The organism is Halomarina halobia, assembly GCF_029338575.1.
Classification (GTDB): Archaea; Halobacteriota; Halobacteria; order Halobacteriales; family Haloarculaceae; genus Halomarina; species Halomarina halobia.
In genome coordinates this window covers 848,084-861,618 of the sequence record NZ_CP119992.1, presented here as the reverse complement: position 1 = coordinate 861,618, position 13,535 = coordinate 848,084, and the positions used below count along the sequence as shown (strand labels likewise).

The window sequence follows — 13,535 nt, the reverse complement described above, 5'->3', positions numbered from 1 at the left end:
TACCAGTTTCGATGCCTCGCTGACGCCGGCGGCGAGTCGCGGTGTGTGTGGGGGTCATGGTGTGGTGTGTCCGTGTTCGTCTGTCGCTCTCGTGGCTGTACTACAGCTGGACTGCCCGCTCGAGTTCGTCGGCCCGGTCGTACAGCGAGTCGACGGCCGCGAGGACCAGTTCCTCGACGCTCATCGAGCCGTCGGTCTCGACGTGGAACACGAACGCGTTGGGCACGTCGTGCACCTCGACCTCCTCGCCGGGGTAACGGTTGCGGAGGTCGTTGTCGAACGTCTCGGCCGGGACGAGTTCGCCGCCCTCCTCGATGACGCCGCGGACGATCTGCGGCTCGTCGTCGGCGAACTCGGCGCGGTCGCCGACGACCTCGACCCGCTGGAGGTGACGGTAACCGATGGCGACGCCGCCCTGGAACTTCGCGTGTTCCTTGCCGCGGTCGAGCGTGGCCTCGGCCTCGATCTCGAGGCGCTGGTTCTCCTTCAGTTCGATGATGGGAACGTTCCCGTCTGCGGGTTGCACCAGGCCGTCGCTCGAGACGAGGTCGCCCGAGTAGGCGGTCGCCGGCCCCTCGACGTCGAGCGCCAGCGTCACCGTGTCGCCGAGTTCGTATTCGCCCGGCGTCGTCGTCAGGGGGACGAGCCCCAGCCGCAGGCCGATCATCTCGTCGAACATCACCGACGAGTTCTCGATGACGCGCACGGTGTCGATCGACATCGTGGGCACGTCGGCGAGCATCGCCCGGCGGATGCCGTTGGCGAACGCGGGGGTCAGCCCGCGCACGACGAACCGCGCCTCGCGCTCGTCCCGGTCGATGAACTCCACGTCGAAGTCGCTCATGATGTTAGAACCCGCTGTTCTTCGGCGGGCGCGTTCCGTCGTGCGGGATGGGCGTGACGTCCTCGATGCGGCCGATCTCCAGCCCGGCGCGCGCGAGCGCGCGGATCGTCGCCTGCGCGCCCGGGCCGGGGTTCTTCTGCAGGTTGCCGCCGGGACCGCGGACGCGGACGTGGACGCCGGAGATCCCCTGCGCCAGGACATCCTCGGCGACGCGCTCGGCCATCTGCATGGCGGCGTACGGCGACGCCTCGTCGCGGTTCTGCTTCACCACCGAACCGCCGGAGGACTTGGCGAGCGTCTCCGCGCCCGTCTCGTCCGTGACGGTGATGATGGTGTTGTTGAACGATGCGTGTACGTGAGCGATGGCCCACCGCTCGTCGGATTCCTGACTCATTTACTCCTGACCCTCCGCCCGGGCGGGGTGCAGGTCGTCCGCCAGCGGGCTCGTCTCGTCGAACTCGATGCTGTCCTCCTCCTCGACGAGGACCGTGTACGACGGGGTGGTGACGCGGTGGTCGCCCACGGTGACGTGTCCGTGGACGATGAACTGCCGCGCCTGCTTGGGCGTGCTCCCCATCCCCTTGCGGTACGCGACCGTCTGGAGACGGCGTTCGAGCACGTCCGTGATGTCCAGGCTCAGGACGGCGTCGAGGCCGTCCTGCTCGTCGAGGATGCCCTTGCGCTTAAGGCTCTGGAGGAACTCGCCCGCCTCCTCGCCCGCGGCCTCGACGTCGCCCATCGTCCGGCCGAGCAGGCTCCGGGCCTCGCGACGGTAGTCGCGAAGCTGGGACTGGCTCCGCCAGAGCTCCTCCTTGTTCTTCAGGCCGTAGCGACCGAGGAGACCGGCCTCCTCGGCGATGCGCTCGCCCTGGTAGGGGTGGTTCGGCGTCTCGTAGAGCTTGGTGTTCTGTCCGAGCGCCATCTTACTCCGTCTCCTCCTCCTCCTTGATGGCCTCGACGTTCACGCCGACGGTGCCCTCGGTGCGACCCGTGGACTTCGTGCGCTGGCCGCGGACCTTCTGGCCGCGCTTGTGACGCACGCCCTTGTATGAGTTGATCATCTTCATGCGATTGACGTCCTGCCGACGGGTCATCGAGAGGTCGTTGCCGACCTCGTGTGTCGTCTCGCCCGAGAAGTAGCCGCGCTGGTGGTTCGTGAGCCACTCGGGCACTTCCTCGACGTAGTTCTCGACGGCCTCGACGACGGCGTCGACGCCGTCGTCGTCGAGACGGCCGAACGTCGCTCTCCGATCGACGCCCGCCGACTCGCAGACGAGTCGGGCCGTCCGTCGACCGATGCCGTTCATCTCGATGAGCGCACGCTCGACGCTCTTCGTCCCGTCGAGGTCGGTCTGTCCGATGCGGACGAAGTATCGGATGTCGTCCTCCCCTTCGCCCTCAGGTTGTTCCGTACTCATGGTGTGGTGGTGTGGTGGTCGAACGTTGTGGCGGGGATTCGAACCCCGGAGGCTTGACGCCACTGAGTTAGCAACCCAGCGCCTTGGGCCAGGCTTGGCTACCACAACTCGCGTACACTCGCGCCCTGTGCGGACTCGGGAGCCGCTCTCCCTACACTGATTGCATTCTGATCAAACCCGGTGGCCCTACTTAAGCGCACCGGATTCACGAGCGGCTGAGAGTCGTGCGCAGACGGCTCGTCGGCGCGGTTCCGCGCCGTTCAATCCGAGTACGACACGGGCGCGCCGAGGTACTCCTCGTTGATGGCCCACTCGCCGTCGTCGCCGCGGACGAGGTACTCGCCGTAGTACGGCACCCGGTCGTGCACGACGTCGACGAACGCCTCGCGGATCTCCTCGCGGGTCATCTCGCCCATCGGGCGCAGGTCGTCGTTGCGGTTGAGACAGCCCTTCAGGTACCCTTCGTGCGTCACGCGCACGCGGTGGCAGTTCGCGCAGAAGTCCTCGTTGCCGACGGGATCGACCACCTCGACCATCCCCCCGTCGATCCAGTACCGCCTGCGGTCGTGCATGTCGCGCTGTTCGATCCGGTCGGCCTGCTCGGCGAGCCAGTCGTGGACGCGCCCGATGTCGATGGCCCAGTCGGGCCGCCCCGCGAGTTCGGGCATGTACTCGATGAGCTGCAGCTGGAGGCCGTCGTTCGCCGCGACGTGCTCGACCATCTCGGGGACGTAGCCCGCGGTCGCCTCGAAGACGACCATGTTGAGCTTCACGGGCGTCAACCCCGCGTCGACCGCCGCCAGCACCCCCTCGATGACCCTGTCGTACGCCCCGCTCTTGGTCACCTCGCGGAACGCCTCCGGATCGAGCGCGTCCTGGGAGACGTTCACCCGGTCGAGCCCCGCCGCCGCGAGCGCCTCGGCTCGCTCGGGGAGAAACGTGCCGTTCGTCGTCAGCGAGGTCTCCATCGAGTCCGGCGTCCGCTCGATGATCTCCTCTAAGTCCTCCCGGAGCATCGGCTCGCCGCCGGTGAACTTCGCCTTCCGGACGTCGAACTCCTCGCACACCTCCAGAAAGCGCACCACGTCGTCCGTACCCATCTCGTTGTCCCCCGCCTCCATCGGTCCGCGCGTGTCTCCCAGCCCCTCGTTGTGACAGTAGACGCAGTCGAAGTTACATCGGTCCGTGAGCGAGATGCGAACGCCGGTGACCTCGCGGCCGAACCCGTCTACGAGCATATCCGAAGGTATCCGGCTGGACGCTTAAATCCGTGGGACCGACCGGCACGATCGTAACTGATAGTGGTTACACATCGTCGGTAACGTCGGCGTGCGTAGTAACATTCGGTCGATCATTCGATCGATCGATCATTCGATCGTTCGGTAGGTCCACCGTCGAACAATCGACGGTGGACCTAGTGCCCGCCCGCATCCTTCACAATCCTTATCGGTCGCTGCCGTCCACTCCTCACCATGGATCGAGAGGACATCTTCGACCGTCTCCGGAGCGTCGAGGACCCGGACCTCGGCGACGACATCGTTTCGCTCGGACTAGTCAACGACGTGGCGGTCGACGACGGGTCGGTTCGCGTCTCGCTGGCGCTCGGCGCGCCGTACTCGCCGACCGAGACGGCCATCGCGAGCGAGGTCCGCGAGGCGCTCGCGGATCTCGACCTCGACGTCGGACTCACCGCGGACGTCGACCGCGGCATCTCGCCGGAGGAGCAGGTCCTCCCCGGCGTGAAGAACATCGTCGCGGTCGCGTCCGGGAAGGGCGGCGTCGGCAAGAGCACCGTCGCGGTCAACCTCGCGGCCGGGCTCGCCGACATGGGTGCCCGGGTGGGTCTCTTCGACGCCGACATCTACGGACCGAACGTCCCGCGGATGGTCAGCGCGGACGAACGGCCGCGAGCGACCGAGGACGAGACCCTCATCCCGCCGGAACGGTACGGCGTGAAGCTGATGAGCATGGCCTTCCTCGTCGGCGAGGACGACCCCGTCATCTGGCGCGGCCCGATGGTCCACAAGCTCATCACGCAGCTCTGGGACGACGTCGAGTGGGGCGACCTCGACTACATGATCGTGGACCTCCCCCCGGGGACCGGCGACACGCAACTCACGCTGCTCCAGACGGTGCCGCTCGCCGGTGCGGTCGTCGTCACGACGCCCCAGGAGGTCGCCATCGACGACGCCCGCAAGGCGCTGCGCATGTTCGGCAAGCACGACACCGCCGTGCTGGGTATCATCGAGAACATGAGTTCCTTCCGGTGTCCCGACTGTGGTAGCACCCACCCCATCTTCGGCGAGGGCGGCGGGAGGCGCTTCGCGGACGAGGTCGACATGCCCTTCCTCGGCGAGATCCCGCTCGACCCTGCCGTCCGCGAGGGCGGCGACGAGGGCGCGCCCGTCGTCCTCGACGAGGACAGCGAGACCGGCGAGGCCTTCCGCGGGTTCGTCGAGCGCACGGCGAACAACGTCGGCGTCGTCCACCGCCGCCGGACGAGTCGGGCGAACCAGGCCCACCAGCGGCGATGACCGTCGAGGACGACCCCGAGAAGGCGGCGTTCCTGCGCGAGATCGCGGAGGAGGTGCGCGACGGGAGTTCCGAGGCCTCGCAACTCGCCGCGATCCTCTACCGCGTGAGCGACATGTACCACCCCGACGGGGAGACGACCCCGCAGGAGATCTACCTGAACGTGAAGTACATCCTCGGGATCAAAGAACAGGGCGGGATCGAGCGGCGGTAGTTAGCCCGTCAGGAACCGCCGAAGGACGAAGGCTCCGAGTAGAAGACTCCCTGCGAAGTAGACGATCGGAACGCCCCAGAGATCGACCCCTCCGCTCGCACGCTCGGCGAGGCCCTCCGATCCCCCGATCGAGGCGTTGTGATACTGGTACGGATCCTCGCTCCAGGGTGCCGCGACGGGTTCGAACGACTCGTTCCACATCTCCGAGGATCCTCCGGCACGACCGACGAACCCCACCTGATGGATCCCTCCTTCAGATTCGTTGAAGTCATCCGTGTAGAGTCGCGCTTCGCCGGCGATTTCGGTGTTCTGGTCGTCGAGGAGTTCGACCGTTATCGTCTCGGTTTCGCCGGGTGGGACGATGGCGGGATAGAAACTACCGTCGGTCCCTTCCGTGTGCACCATGAGTTTGGTCGAATAGGTCTGGATGGATGGGTTCACCACGGTGACGTTGACGACGGACGAGGGTTTTCCATCGATCACTGCGTTCCCGACCGAAACGTTCGTGATTCGAGGCACTTCGACCTCTCCGGGGTTTTCCGGGTCGATCTCGTAGGTGAATTCGAATTCGGTGTAGTCTCCGAATGTAGATACGGTAACTGTGTGGTTATCCTTGAGTGCATCGAGTTCCGGCCGTAACTGGTATTCTCCTTCCCAGGAATCGCCAGGATCGAGCTTGATCTCTGTCGAGTTCAAACGCGTACCGTCAACTTCGACCACTACTCCCGCATACGCTGGTCGATCTGTCGGGTTTTCGCCTCTAACCCCCAATACCTGGGTGGACGTGTTCAGCCACACTGTATGCTCGGCACCAGTACTGGAGACCAACGTTCGTTCGTCAGTAGCTAACTGGTCTGCTTTCTGTACGGATGCGAATACCGGGCTACTCAGCGGTACAACCAGGATTGAAACTAGCATACACAGGATAAGTACTTTATCTATATCGCACATATTCGTTTTTGCAGATGCCGTTAATCAAACACTTTTCGATATTCGTGGCTGTTCAACTGGTAAGTGAATCGTGATTCCGCTCGACTCGACGCTTAATTTCCTCCTTGGTGAGGAGTCCGTCGCCCGTGAACTCCGTCTCAAAGGAACCGATCACCTCGCGAGTCGGAGCACGATCGTCGGTGTCCGTCTGGTACCTGACGGTCACCCCGCGAACGGTGGCGCGCGTTTCCGTGACGCTATCCGGATCCTCATACGCGGGCCTCACCACGCGCTCGTGCTCCTCCTTGACGAGCGTCCATGTTCGGTCCTCCACGACCCCGTCCACTCGGAAGTTCTCGCGGTTCTTTACGAGTCGCCACGCGACGCGACCGCTCGAGACGGTTCGATACTCCTGCCACTCGTACTTCGCCGACTGAACCTGTTCGCGCTTCACTGCTCTGTACTGTCTGTCGGAGATCGTTCGCCACTCCGTGTACTCGTGTTCGTACTCCGTGACGTACTCCGCGGGTCGCAGGAGGTGACGTCGAGTCCGACCGGTCGGATCGTGCGACGACGACCTCGGAGCGATCGACCAGTAGGTGTGCTGTCTCTCCCACGACACGCGCCTGGTCGTCGTGACGGTGTAACAACCGATCCAGGGGAGGCACTGTCGGCTCTCGACCTCCCGTACCGCCGTCTCCGTCGTCCAGTACTCGTACTGCCGTTCCGTGATGTAGACGGCGGGGGACTGCTGGACGCGTCGCGTATCCCCGGTGAACGCGTCACCGTCAGGCGTGCGCCGCCACTCGGTTTCAGTGTACGGCACTCTCCGCTCTACTGTCTCGGTTCCGTCCGCGCGCCAGTCGGGGTGTTCGTCGACGAACGTCCGCCGCTGCCAGCGCCGGTCGAATAACCTCTCGCGAGTCCTGTACTTCGCGTCTCGTACCTTCACCCGTCGCTCGATCTCGTACTCGCTCACGTCGGTCGTGACGTCCTCTACGGAGAACCCGTACGATCGCAGTCGCCGGACTTCGTCTCGACTTTCGGCCTGCATCCGAATCTCAACGGGCTGCCTGATCCCGTAACTGAGGTTCGATATCCAGAGCTCCTCGCGGCGCGTCTCGTTCAGGCTCGTAACGGAGACGGTGGGGAGCCGGTATCGTTCGCGAGCGTACTCCGGTTGCTCCTCGTTGAACAGCACCAGCGTCGGTCGTAACTCCCGGGTAGCGAGATTCCCGGCCTTGATCTCGATCACGCCCTCGTAGTACACGGAGTTGCTCCCCCCCACCACGTCGCCCGGAGCAGTTTCGATGGGCGTGTATGGAACTTCCTTCCACTCTACGATGCGCCCCGCCGCGCCGTCTAACTCGGCACCGATCGAGATTCCCTCCGTCTCCCTGCGGAGGTGAACCGGCTCGGTTCGGACACGAACGCGGAGGTTCGTGCTCGGAGAATACGGCTCGTACCGATCGGGATACATCACGCCTCTAGTGGCGTCCGTACCCTCCCAGAACGGCGATACCCGCGTCATGTCGTCCATTACTTCTGGAACGAGTCCACCGCTCGCACTCCACGTTTGGATAGAACTCTGGCCTTGACCGTCCTCAATGATTAGTTGCCCGTTATCCCAGTATGTGAGATAGGCCGTGGTGTTGTCATCCGGAAGTGGATCAGCGCCCATCTTCCAAATATACGTCAGTTTGCTTCCATCCGGGTCGAACGAATCGCTGGCGTCGACCCGGATCGGCTCCTGCATATTCGACCCGTCAGTTCCGTCGTTTAGCGTCCGAAATCGAATCTCGGGTGGACTCGGCGTTACCGAGAGTTCGGCCATGGCATCCGGCGAACGTACCGTTTCGTCGTAACCGTAGTAGTCGAAATCAGTGGTGACTACGTAATCACCTGGTTCGAGTCCCGCCCAGTACGAATGGATAGTAAGGATTCCGTTCTCGATGACCTCTTGCTTTCGAGCAACCGTGAAAACCTTGCTCGAGGACTTGGCCTGTGATCGTACACGAATACTACCCGAATCCACCCCGTTCAACGCGATTCTCGTCACGTGATGGGCCGTGTATCGTCCTGGATCGATCCGCTCGTGGTAGGAATCGACGGGTCCGTTCACGAACTCCGCCGAAAGGAGTTCCGGCGTCCCGGTCGGCGAGAACGACCTGGTAACGGTCGCCGTCTGTCCCCGAGCGTCTATCGCACTCGCGGTGAGCGTGTACTCTCGGTCGGGGGAGAACTCGTCCCAGCCGAACGACAACGAATGCGAGCGACCCTCACGGTTTCGAACTCGATCCGCGTCCACGGTGGTCGATTCGGTCCCGACGCCATCGACTGACACGCGAACGTGTTCGAGGTTCCCGAACTCGTCGGCCGCCCGTATTCGCCCCGCGATCGACCCTTCCCATCGCAGGTTCGAGATGGAGAGCGCCGGTTTCGGATCGGCGACGATCTCGGTCGTCCCGTCGGGGAACCGGGCCGTGTTCGTCGAGCCGTCGACGTAGGTGACGACGGCACGGAGTCGGTGAATCCCCGGCTCCCAGGTGAGCGCGTCGCGCCGTCCGGAACCGCTCACCCGTCCGTCGGCGACCCAGCGGACGGATTCGATAGAATCCCGTCCGCCATCGGCGTTCAGTTCGTACTCGCCCGTAAGCGGGCGCGCGCCGGTGACCAGCGTCGGCCCGTCGATCGTCGGCGTTCGCCCGGCTGCGAGAGGTGGTTGGCTCGAGGGATCAGACTCGGACGGAGCCGGCGTCGGTGGATCGGTCGGCGGCGGATCCCGCGTCGTTTCGCCGACACGGACGTAGAGCGTGTCGGAGGCCACCGCTCCGTCGTCGTCGGTGATCGTCACGGTCACCTCGTACCGTCCGCGCTCGCGCGCGACGAACGTGGTCCGCGGTGCGGTCGGATCGGCGGGGGCGACGGTCGTCCCGGTCGGCGTCCCGATCGACCACTCGTACCGCTCAACGTGGCCGTCCGGGTCGCGGGAGCCCGTCGCGTCGAGGATGACCGTCGTCCCCCGATCGACTCGCTGGTCGAGCCCAGCGTCGACCAACGGCGGTTCGTTCGGCACTGACCCGGCGACGGGGGCGACAGGAGTGACGATCAGAGAGAGAACGAGGGCAATAGGCAGGAGGCGTCGAAGCATGCGTCTAACAGTGACACTTTCACGAAATATTACTTATAAAATTTCGGAATAGTTTGTCCGGCAGTGCAACGGGACGAGCCGGGGCTGAATCGCGGGGCGAGTGATCTCTCGCGGGCCGGCGCGTGACGCCCTCGCCATGTAGCGAATCACTTATCCGCGAAAGCGCGGAAGCGAGGCTATGGACACGGCCGAGCGGCGGGAGCTGGTCACCCGCCACATCGAGGAGGTCGTCACGGAGGAGGAGCTCGCCGAGGTGCTCTCGCGGGAGGAGCCGCGCGCGTACATCGGGTACGCGCCGACCGGCGAGATGCACATCGGTCACTTCACGACCATCCGGAAGCTGGCTGACTTCCTCCGGGCGGGCGTGGACGTGACGGTGCTCGTCGCTGACCTGCACGCCCACCTCGACGACGAGAAGAGCCCGTTCGACCTGCTCGACGCCCGCGCGGAGTACTACCGGGTCGCCATCGAGGCGATGATCGACGCCGCGGGCGCGGACGGCGAGGAGATCGAGTTCGTGCAGGGCCGGGAGTTCGAACTCGATCGGCCGTACACGCTCGACCTCTACCGGATGATCGCGGACACGACCATCAGCCGCGCCCAGCGCGCGGGCAGCGAAGTCGTCCGGCAGTCGGACAACCCGAAGCTCGGCGGACTCGTCTACACGTTGATGCAGAGCCTCGACGTGGCGGCGCTCGACGCCGACATCGCCTACGGCGGCATCGACCAGCGCGGCATCTACATGCTCGCCCGCGAGATGCTCCCGGACTACGGTTACGACAAGCCGGTGTGCGTATTCGCGCCCCTCCTCTCGGGGCTCACGGGCGGGAAGATGAGCGCCTCCGAGGCCGGATCGAAGATCTCGCTCACCGACGACCCCGAGGCGATCCACGAGAAGCTCCAGGGGGCCTACTGTCCGGCGGGCGAGGTCGAGGACAACGGCGTCCTCGAGTACGTCCGCTACCTCGTGTTCCCCGTCCTCGACGAACGCGACGAGGCGTTCGTCGTCGAGCGTCCCGAGAAGTTCGGCGGCGACCTCGTCTACGAGACGTACGACGACCTCGAGGCCGACTTCGTGAGCGAGGAACTGCACCCGCTCGACCTGAAGAACGCCACCGCGGACGCCATCGACGCCGTTATCGCGCCCGTCCGCGAGCGCGTCCTCGCCGACCCGGACCTCCTGCGGGAGGCCTACCCGGAGCAGTACGACTGAGCCCCGCCGGTCCCCGGTAGTACGCCAGTTTTGCGTACCGGCTGACGCCTTGCCCAGGCAGGCTCAATTCATTTGTTCCGAGCGCCGAACGTCACAGTCGGCAGGCGTTTTCGTTCCCAGTCGAACGCCTGCCGGACTGCGAAGCCACGACGCGCGGGAGCGCGACGCCACCGACATCCGCCTCGGGACGGAGAACCGGCGACCCCCGCCTCCGGACCCCCGTCCTCGGATCCCGGATCTCGGTTCGGTCCCCGATTCGTCGATCTCTCGAGCGGACGAGGGGTCCCCGGATCGAGCGACGCGTCCCGTCGAATGCGCGTCCGGCGAACGGCCGGAGAGAAGACAGGTTTACGATCCCGTCCGTCGCCAGGGTGACTCATGGCCACGGTTACGAGGGCGAAGATCCCCGCACGGGAGTTCGCGCTGTACCAGACGCTCCGCGAGGTTCCCGGTGCGGAGTTCGAGTGCGAACGGCTCGTCGAGAGCGGCGACGGGACCGTCATGCCACTCATCTGGGCGCGCGGAGCCGACCGGGAGACGCTGCGCGAGGCGTTCGAGCGGGATCCCAGCGTGAGCGACGTATCCCTCCTCGGCGAGTTCGACGACGAACTCCTCTACCGGATGCACTGGATCGACCAGGTCTATCTCGTCTTTCAGATGGTGACGACGCTCGAAGCGACCGTGATAGACGCCTACGGGGACGAGCAGTGGTGGTACCTGCGGATCCTCTTCCCCGACCGAGACGCGCTCTCGCGGACGAACGACCTCTGTGAATCCCGCGGCCTCACGTTCGAGGTCGTCCGGGTCCGCGAGATGCGCGGCGATCCGGTCGGTCGGTTCGGGCTGACGCGCGAACAGTACGAGGCGCTGACGATGGCGTGCGACCGCGGTTACTTCGAGGTCCCGCGACGGACTGGTCTCGACGTGCTGGCGGACGATCTCGACATCTCGCATCAGGCCCTCTCGGAGCGCCTCCGGCGCGGAACGGACGTGCTCGTTCAGGAGACGCTGCTCGTCGGCCCGCGAGGGGCTCTCGGGGAGAGTTCTCAGTGAACCACGGTGCTCGCCGACGGGTCGTCACCGTCAGGTGGGGATGGAGCGGTTCTCGAGGGACGTACGGTCGGGGCATGACCAACGGTTTGGAGGAGCATGCGACGCGTCGAGAGAGGACACGGACGCCCCCTACCGACGTCGATGTCACCCGGTTACGTTCACGTCCGCGAACGGATATAGCGATTCGAACGCGTACCAGGTTACGTGACGTTACCTGTACTCCAATCGACGGTCGGACTGTTCGACGGACCCGGCGCGGCGTTCGTCTTCCTGCTCGCCCGCGTCCTGTTCGGCGGGGTGCTGGCGTTCATGGGGTTGAACCACTTCACGGGGGGTGAGGAGATGGCGGGGTACGCCGGGGTGAAGGGCGTCCCCGCCCCGGACCTGCTCGTCCCGCTCTCCGGCGGAACGCTCGTCTTCGGCGGGCTCTCGGTGGCACTCGGAGTCTACCCGTTGCTCGGATCGGGCGCGCTAGCCGTCTTCCTGCTCGTGACGACGCCGGTGATGCACGACTTCTGGGCCGTCGGCGAGGAACAGCGCCAGCAGGAGACGATCAACTTCCTCAAGAACGCGGCGCTGCTCGGCGCCGCGCTCGTCTTTCTCGTCCTCTCGGGCGTCGCGTGGCCGCTGTCGCTCGGCGTCGGCGTCTGAGCGGGCGAGGAGCGGACCGTTCGAGAACGCTCCACTGATCGTCCTCGCCGTTTCAGTGGTAGGAGAGATCCGATGGAGATCGACCCGAACGAGATACCGTCGATGTACCGGACGCTGTCGGGCGCGGTCGTGCCGCGGCCCATCGCGTGGGTGAGTACGACGGGCGAGGACGGCGTGGACAACCTCGCACCGTACAGTTTCTTCAACGTGGTGAGTAGCGCCCCCCCGACGCTCGTGTTCGCCCCGGGCGACCGGCCGGGGGGGCACACCGACACCGCCCGCAACGCGATCGACACGGGGGAGTTCGTGGTGAACGTCGTCGATCGCGCGATGGCGGAGGCGATGAACGAGACGAGCGCGACCCTCCCGCGCGGCGAGAGCGAGTTCGATCACGCGGGCGTCGAGGCCGCCCCGTCGACCCGCGTGCGACCGCCGCGGGTGGCGACCTCGCCGGTCGCGTTCGAGTGTGAACTGACCGACTTCGTCGAGGTCGGCACCGGGAACGTCGTCTTCGGCGAGGTGGTCTACGTCCACGTGGACGACGCGGTCACGACCGACGGGAAGGTGGACGCCACGAAGCTCGACGCCGTCGGCCGCCTCGCGGGTAACTACTACTGCACCACCCGCGACCGCTTCCGCATGATTCGGCCCGATTGAACGGAGATCGCACGACTGCACCCGGAGGATCCGATCATCCCCGGAATTCCACCGCGACACGTATTCACACACCTGTTTGCGGTATTATTATATTTCAAGACGGCTCAGTAGTGGATATGGTGCACACCTGCCGTAACTGCAAGCGGACGTTCGACACGGAGCTCGGACTCGAACTCCACAAGGACACCTGCTCGGACGCGCAACTGTTCTGCCGCAAGTGCGGTACCCGGTTCGCGGAGCGACGCGCCACCCGCGACGGCTGGCACTACGACTGTCCGACCGACGACTGCGACGGCGAGGGCATCGGCGAGGACCTCCTGCGGGTACGGGACGCCCTCACGGTCGCGCGCTGAGGCCGGTTCGCCTCCGTCCGGGCAGGTGTGCTCGTCTCACTACCGCTCGTGCGCCATCTCCTCTAGCGTCGCGAGCGCTCGCCGGCAGACGACCGCGTAACCGACGGCGAGCGGCGGTAGCTCGAAGACGACCCGACAGCCCCGCCCCGCCGGTTCCACGCGGTGGCCCGTCGCCGGCACGGTGGGCGAGAGGTCGAGGGCGTTCCGCACGAGGGCGACCGTCGGGACGCCCACCTCCCACGTCCAGCGGTGGTCGGCGCACGAGGTGACCACGAACGGCACCCAGACGCCGCCGGCCGCCTCGGACACCCGCACGCGTCCGCGCGTCCCCGCCTCGACGTACCGGCGGTCGCACTCGACCGCCCGCACCGACGGTCCCCACTCCGGCCAGCGGGTCGTGTCGGTCAGCAGGTCCCAGAGTACGTCCGGGGGCGCGTCCATCCGGCGGCTCACCTCGAGGCGGTAGCCGTCGGGCGTGTTCCGGAAGGCGAGTCCCATGCGCGGGGAGACGGTCGCGAG

Annotated in this window: 14 protein-coding genes, 1 tRNA gene and 1 pseudogene; 7 read left to right on the top strand and 9 right to left on the bottom strand. The window is 65.6% G+C overall.

Annotation, left to right across the window (positions count from 1 at the left end; genetic code table 11):
- Window positions 1–100 precede the first annotated feature (100 nt).
- The 6 genes from P1K31_RS04655 to moaA form a co-directional block, all read right to left on the bottom strand.
- Window positions 101–844, bottom strand: a complete 744-nt coding sequence (locus tag P1K31_RS04655) for a DNA-directed RNA polymerase subunit D (protein ID WP_276305116.1) — start codon at window positions 842–844, stop codon at window positions 101–103.
- Window positions 845–848: 4 nt separating this feature from the next.
- A complete protein-coding gene (locus tag P1K31_RS04650) occupies window positions 849–1,238 on the bottom strand; it encodes a 30S ribosomal protein S11 (protein WP_276305115.1) in 390 nt (129 codons plus the stop codon).
- A complete protein-coding gene (locus P1K31_RS04645; protein ID WP_276305114.1) occupies window positions 1,239–1,766 on the bottom strand; it encodes a 30S ribosomal protein S4 in 528 nt (175 codons plus the stop codon).
- 1 nt (window position 1,767) lies between these two features.
- Complete coding sequence (locus P1K31_RS04640; protein WP_276305113.1) at window positions 1,768–2,262, bottom strand: 30S ribosomal protein S13; 495 nt, start codon at window positions 2,260–2,262, stop codon at window positions 1,768–1,770.
- Between the two features lie 23 nt (window positions 2,263–2,285).
- Window positions 2,286–2,370 (bottom strand) — tRNA-Ser (locus P1K31_RS04635).
- A gap of 152 nt (window positions 2,371–2,522) precedes the next feature.
- On the bottom strand, window positions 2,523–3,500 hold the full coding sequence (moaA, locus tag P1K31_RS04630; RefSeq protein ID WP_276305112.1) for a GTP 3',8-cyclase MoaA: 978 nt from the start codon (window positions 3,498–3,500) through the stop codon (window positions 2,523–2,525).
- A 234-nt stretch (window positions 3,501–3,734) separates the two neighbouring features.
- On the opposite strand from moaA, the gene P1K31_RS04625 reads away from it, so the two are divergent.
- Together P1K31_RS04625 and P1K31_RS04620 are read left to right on the top strand one after the other, a co-directional pair.
- Window positions 3,735–4,796, top strand: coding sequence for an Mrp/NBP35 family ATP-binding protein (locus P1K31_RS04625; protein ID WP_276305111.1), 1,062 nt, complete (start codon window positions 3,735–3,737; stop codon window positions 4,794–4,796).
- A gap of 8 nt (window positions 4,797–4,804) precedes the next feature.
- A pseudogene (locus P1K31_RS04620) lies at window positions 4,805–5,008 on the top strand (DUF7976 family protein); the annotation flags it as partial.
- Here P1K31_RS04620 and P1K31_RS04615 read toward each other — a convergent pair.
- Window positions 5,009–5,806 carry a hypothetical protein gene (locus P1K31_RS04615; RefSeq protein WP_276305109.1) on the bottom strand — a complete coding sequence of 266 codons (798 nt, stop codon included), beginning with the start codon at window positions 5,804–5,806 and terminating at the stop codon, window positions 5,009–5,011.
- 205 nt (window positions 5,807–6,011) lie between these two features.
- Window positions 6,012–9,089: a PKD domain-containing protein gene (locus P1K31_RS21850; protein WP_368410834.1), complete on the bottom strand. Its 3,078-nt coding sequence runs from the start codon at window positions 9,087–9,089 to the stop codon at window positions 6,012–6,014.
- Between the two features lie 178 nt (window positions 9,090–9,267).
- Between P1K31_RS21850 and P1K31_RS04605 the strand changes: the two genes are divergently transcribed.
- From P1K31_RS04605 to P1K31_RS04585, 5 genes are all read left to right on the top strand, one after another.
- Window positions 9,268–10,302: a tyrosine--tRNA ligase gene (locus tag P1K31_RS04605; RefSeq protein ID WP_276305108.1), complete on the top strand. Its 1,035-nt coding sequence runs from the start codon at window positions 9,268–9,270 to the stop codon at window positions 10,300–10,302.
- Window positions 10,303–10,680: 378 nt separating this feature from the next.
- A complete protein-coding gene (locus P1K31_RS04600) occupies window positions 10,681–11,355 on the top strand; it encodes a helix-turn-helix domain-containing protein (protein WP_276305107.1) in 675 nt (224 codons plus the stop codon).
- 204 nt (window positions 11,356–11,559) lie between these two features.
- On the top strand, window positions 11,560–12,006 hold the full coding sequence (locus tag P1K31_RS04595; protein ID WP_276305106.1) for a DoxX family protein: 447 nt from the start codon (window positions 11,560–11,562) through the stop codon (window positions 12,004–12,006).
- Between the two features lie 72 nt (window positions 12,007–12,078).
- Window positions 12,079–12,663, top strand: a complete 585-nt coding sequence (locus P1K31_RS04590; RefSeq protein ID WP_276305105.1) for a flavin reductase family protein — start codon at window positions 12,079–12,081, stop codon at window positions 12,661–12,663.
- A gap of 116 nt (window positions 12,664–12,779) precedes the next feature.
- Window positions 12,780–13,016, top strand: coding sequence for an HVO_2901 family zinc finger protein (locus P1K31_RS04585; protein ID WP_276305104.1), 237 nt, complete (start codon window positions 12,780–12,782; stop codon window positions 13,014–13,016).
- A gap of 39 nt (window positions 13,017–13,055) precedes the next feature.
- Here the strand turns inward: P1K31_RS04585 and P1K31_RS04580 are convergent, their stop codons facing one another.
- On the bottom strand, window positions 13,056–13,514 hold the full coding sequence (locus P1K31_RS04580) for an SRPBCC family protein (protein ID WP_276305103.1): 459 nt from the start codon (window positions 13,512–13,514) through the stop codon (window positions 13,056–13,058).
- Between the last annotated feature and the right edge of the window lie 21 nt (window positions 13,515–13,535).

Bases quoted from the DNA above. Each gene is read 5' to 3' on its own strand.
- P1K31_RS04640 (WP_276305113.1), bottom strand. From the start codon at position 2,262: ATGAGTACGGAACAACCTGAGGGCGAAGGGGAGGACGACATCCGATAC.
- P1K31_RS04590 (WP_276305105.1), top strand. From the start codon at position 12,079: ATGGAGATCGACCCGAACGAGATACCGTCGATGTACCGGACGCTGTCG.
- P1K31_RS04600 (WP_276305107.1), top strand. From the start codon at position 10,681: ATGGCCACGGTTACGAGGGCGAAGATCCCCGCACGGGAGTTCGCGCTG.
- P1K31_RS04625 (WP_276305111.1), top strand. From the start codon at position 3,735: ATGGATCGAGAGGACATCTTCGACCGTCTCCGGAGCGTCGAGGACCCG.
- P1K31_RS21850 (WP_368410834.1), bottom strand. From the start codon at position 9,089: ATGCTTCGACGCCTCCTGCCTATTGCCCTCGTTCTCTCTCTGATCGTC.
- P1K31_RS04645 (WP_276305114.1), bottom strand. From the start codon at position 1,766: ATGGCGCTCGGACAGAACACCAAGCTCTACGAGACGCCGAACCACCCC.
- moaA (WP_276305112.1), bottom strand. From the start codon at position 3,500: ATGCTCGTAGACGGGTTCGGCCGCGAGGTCACCGGCGTTCGCATCTCG.
- P1K31_RS04580 (WP_276305103.1), bottom strand. From the start codon at position 13,514: ATGGGACTCGCCTTCCGGAACACGCCCGACGGCTACCGCCTCGAGGTG.
- P1K31_RS04650 (WP_276305115.1), bottom strand. From the start codon at position 1,238: ATGAGTCAGGAATCCGACGAGCGGTGGGCCATCGCTCACGTACACGCA.
- P1K31_RS04585 (WP_276305104.1), top strand. From the start codon at position 12,780: ATGGTGCACACCTGCCGTAACTGCAAGCGGACGTTCGACACGGAGCTC.
- P1K31_RS04655 (WP_276305116.1), bottom strand. From the start codon at position 844: ATGAGCGACTTCGACGTGGAGTTCATCGACCGGGACGAGCGCGAGGCG.
- P1K31_RS04605 (WP_276305108.1), top strand. From the start codon at position 9,268: ATGGACACGGCCGAGCGGCGGGAGCTGGTCACCCGCCACATCGAGGAG.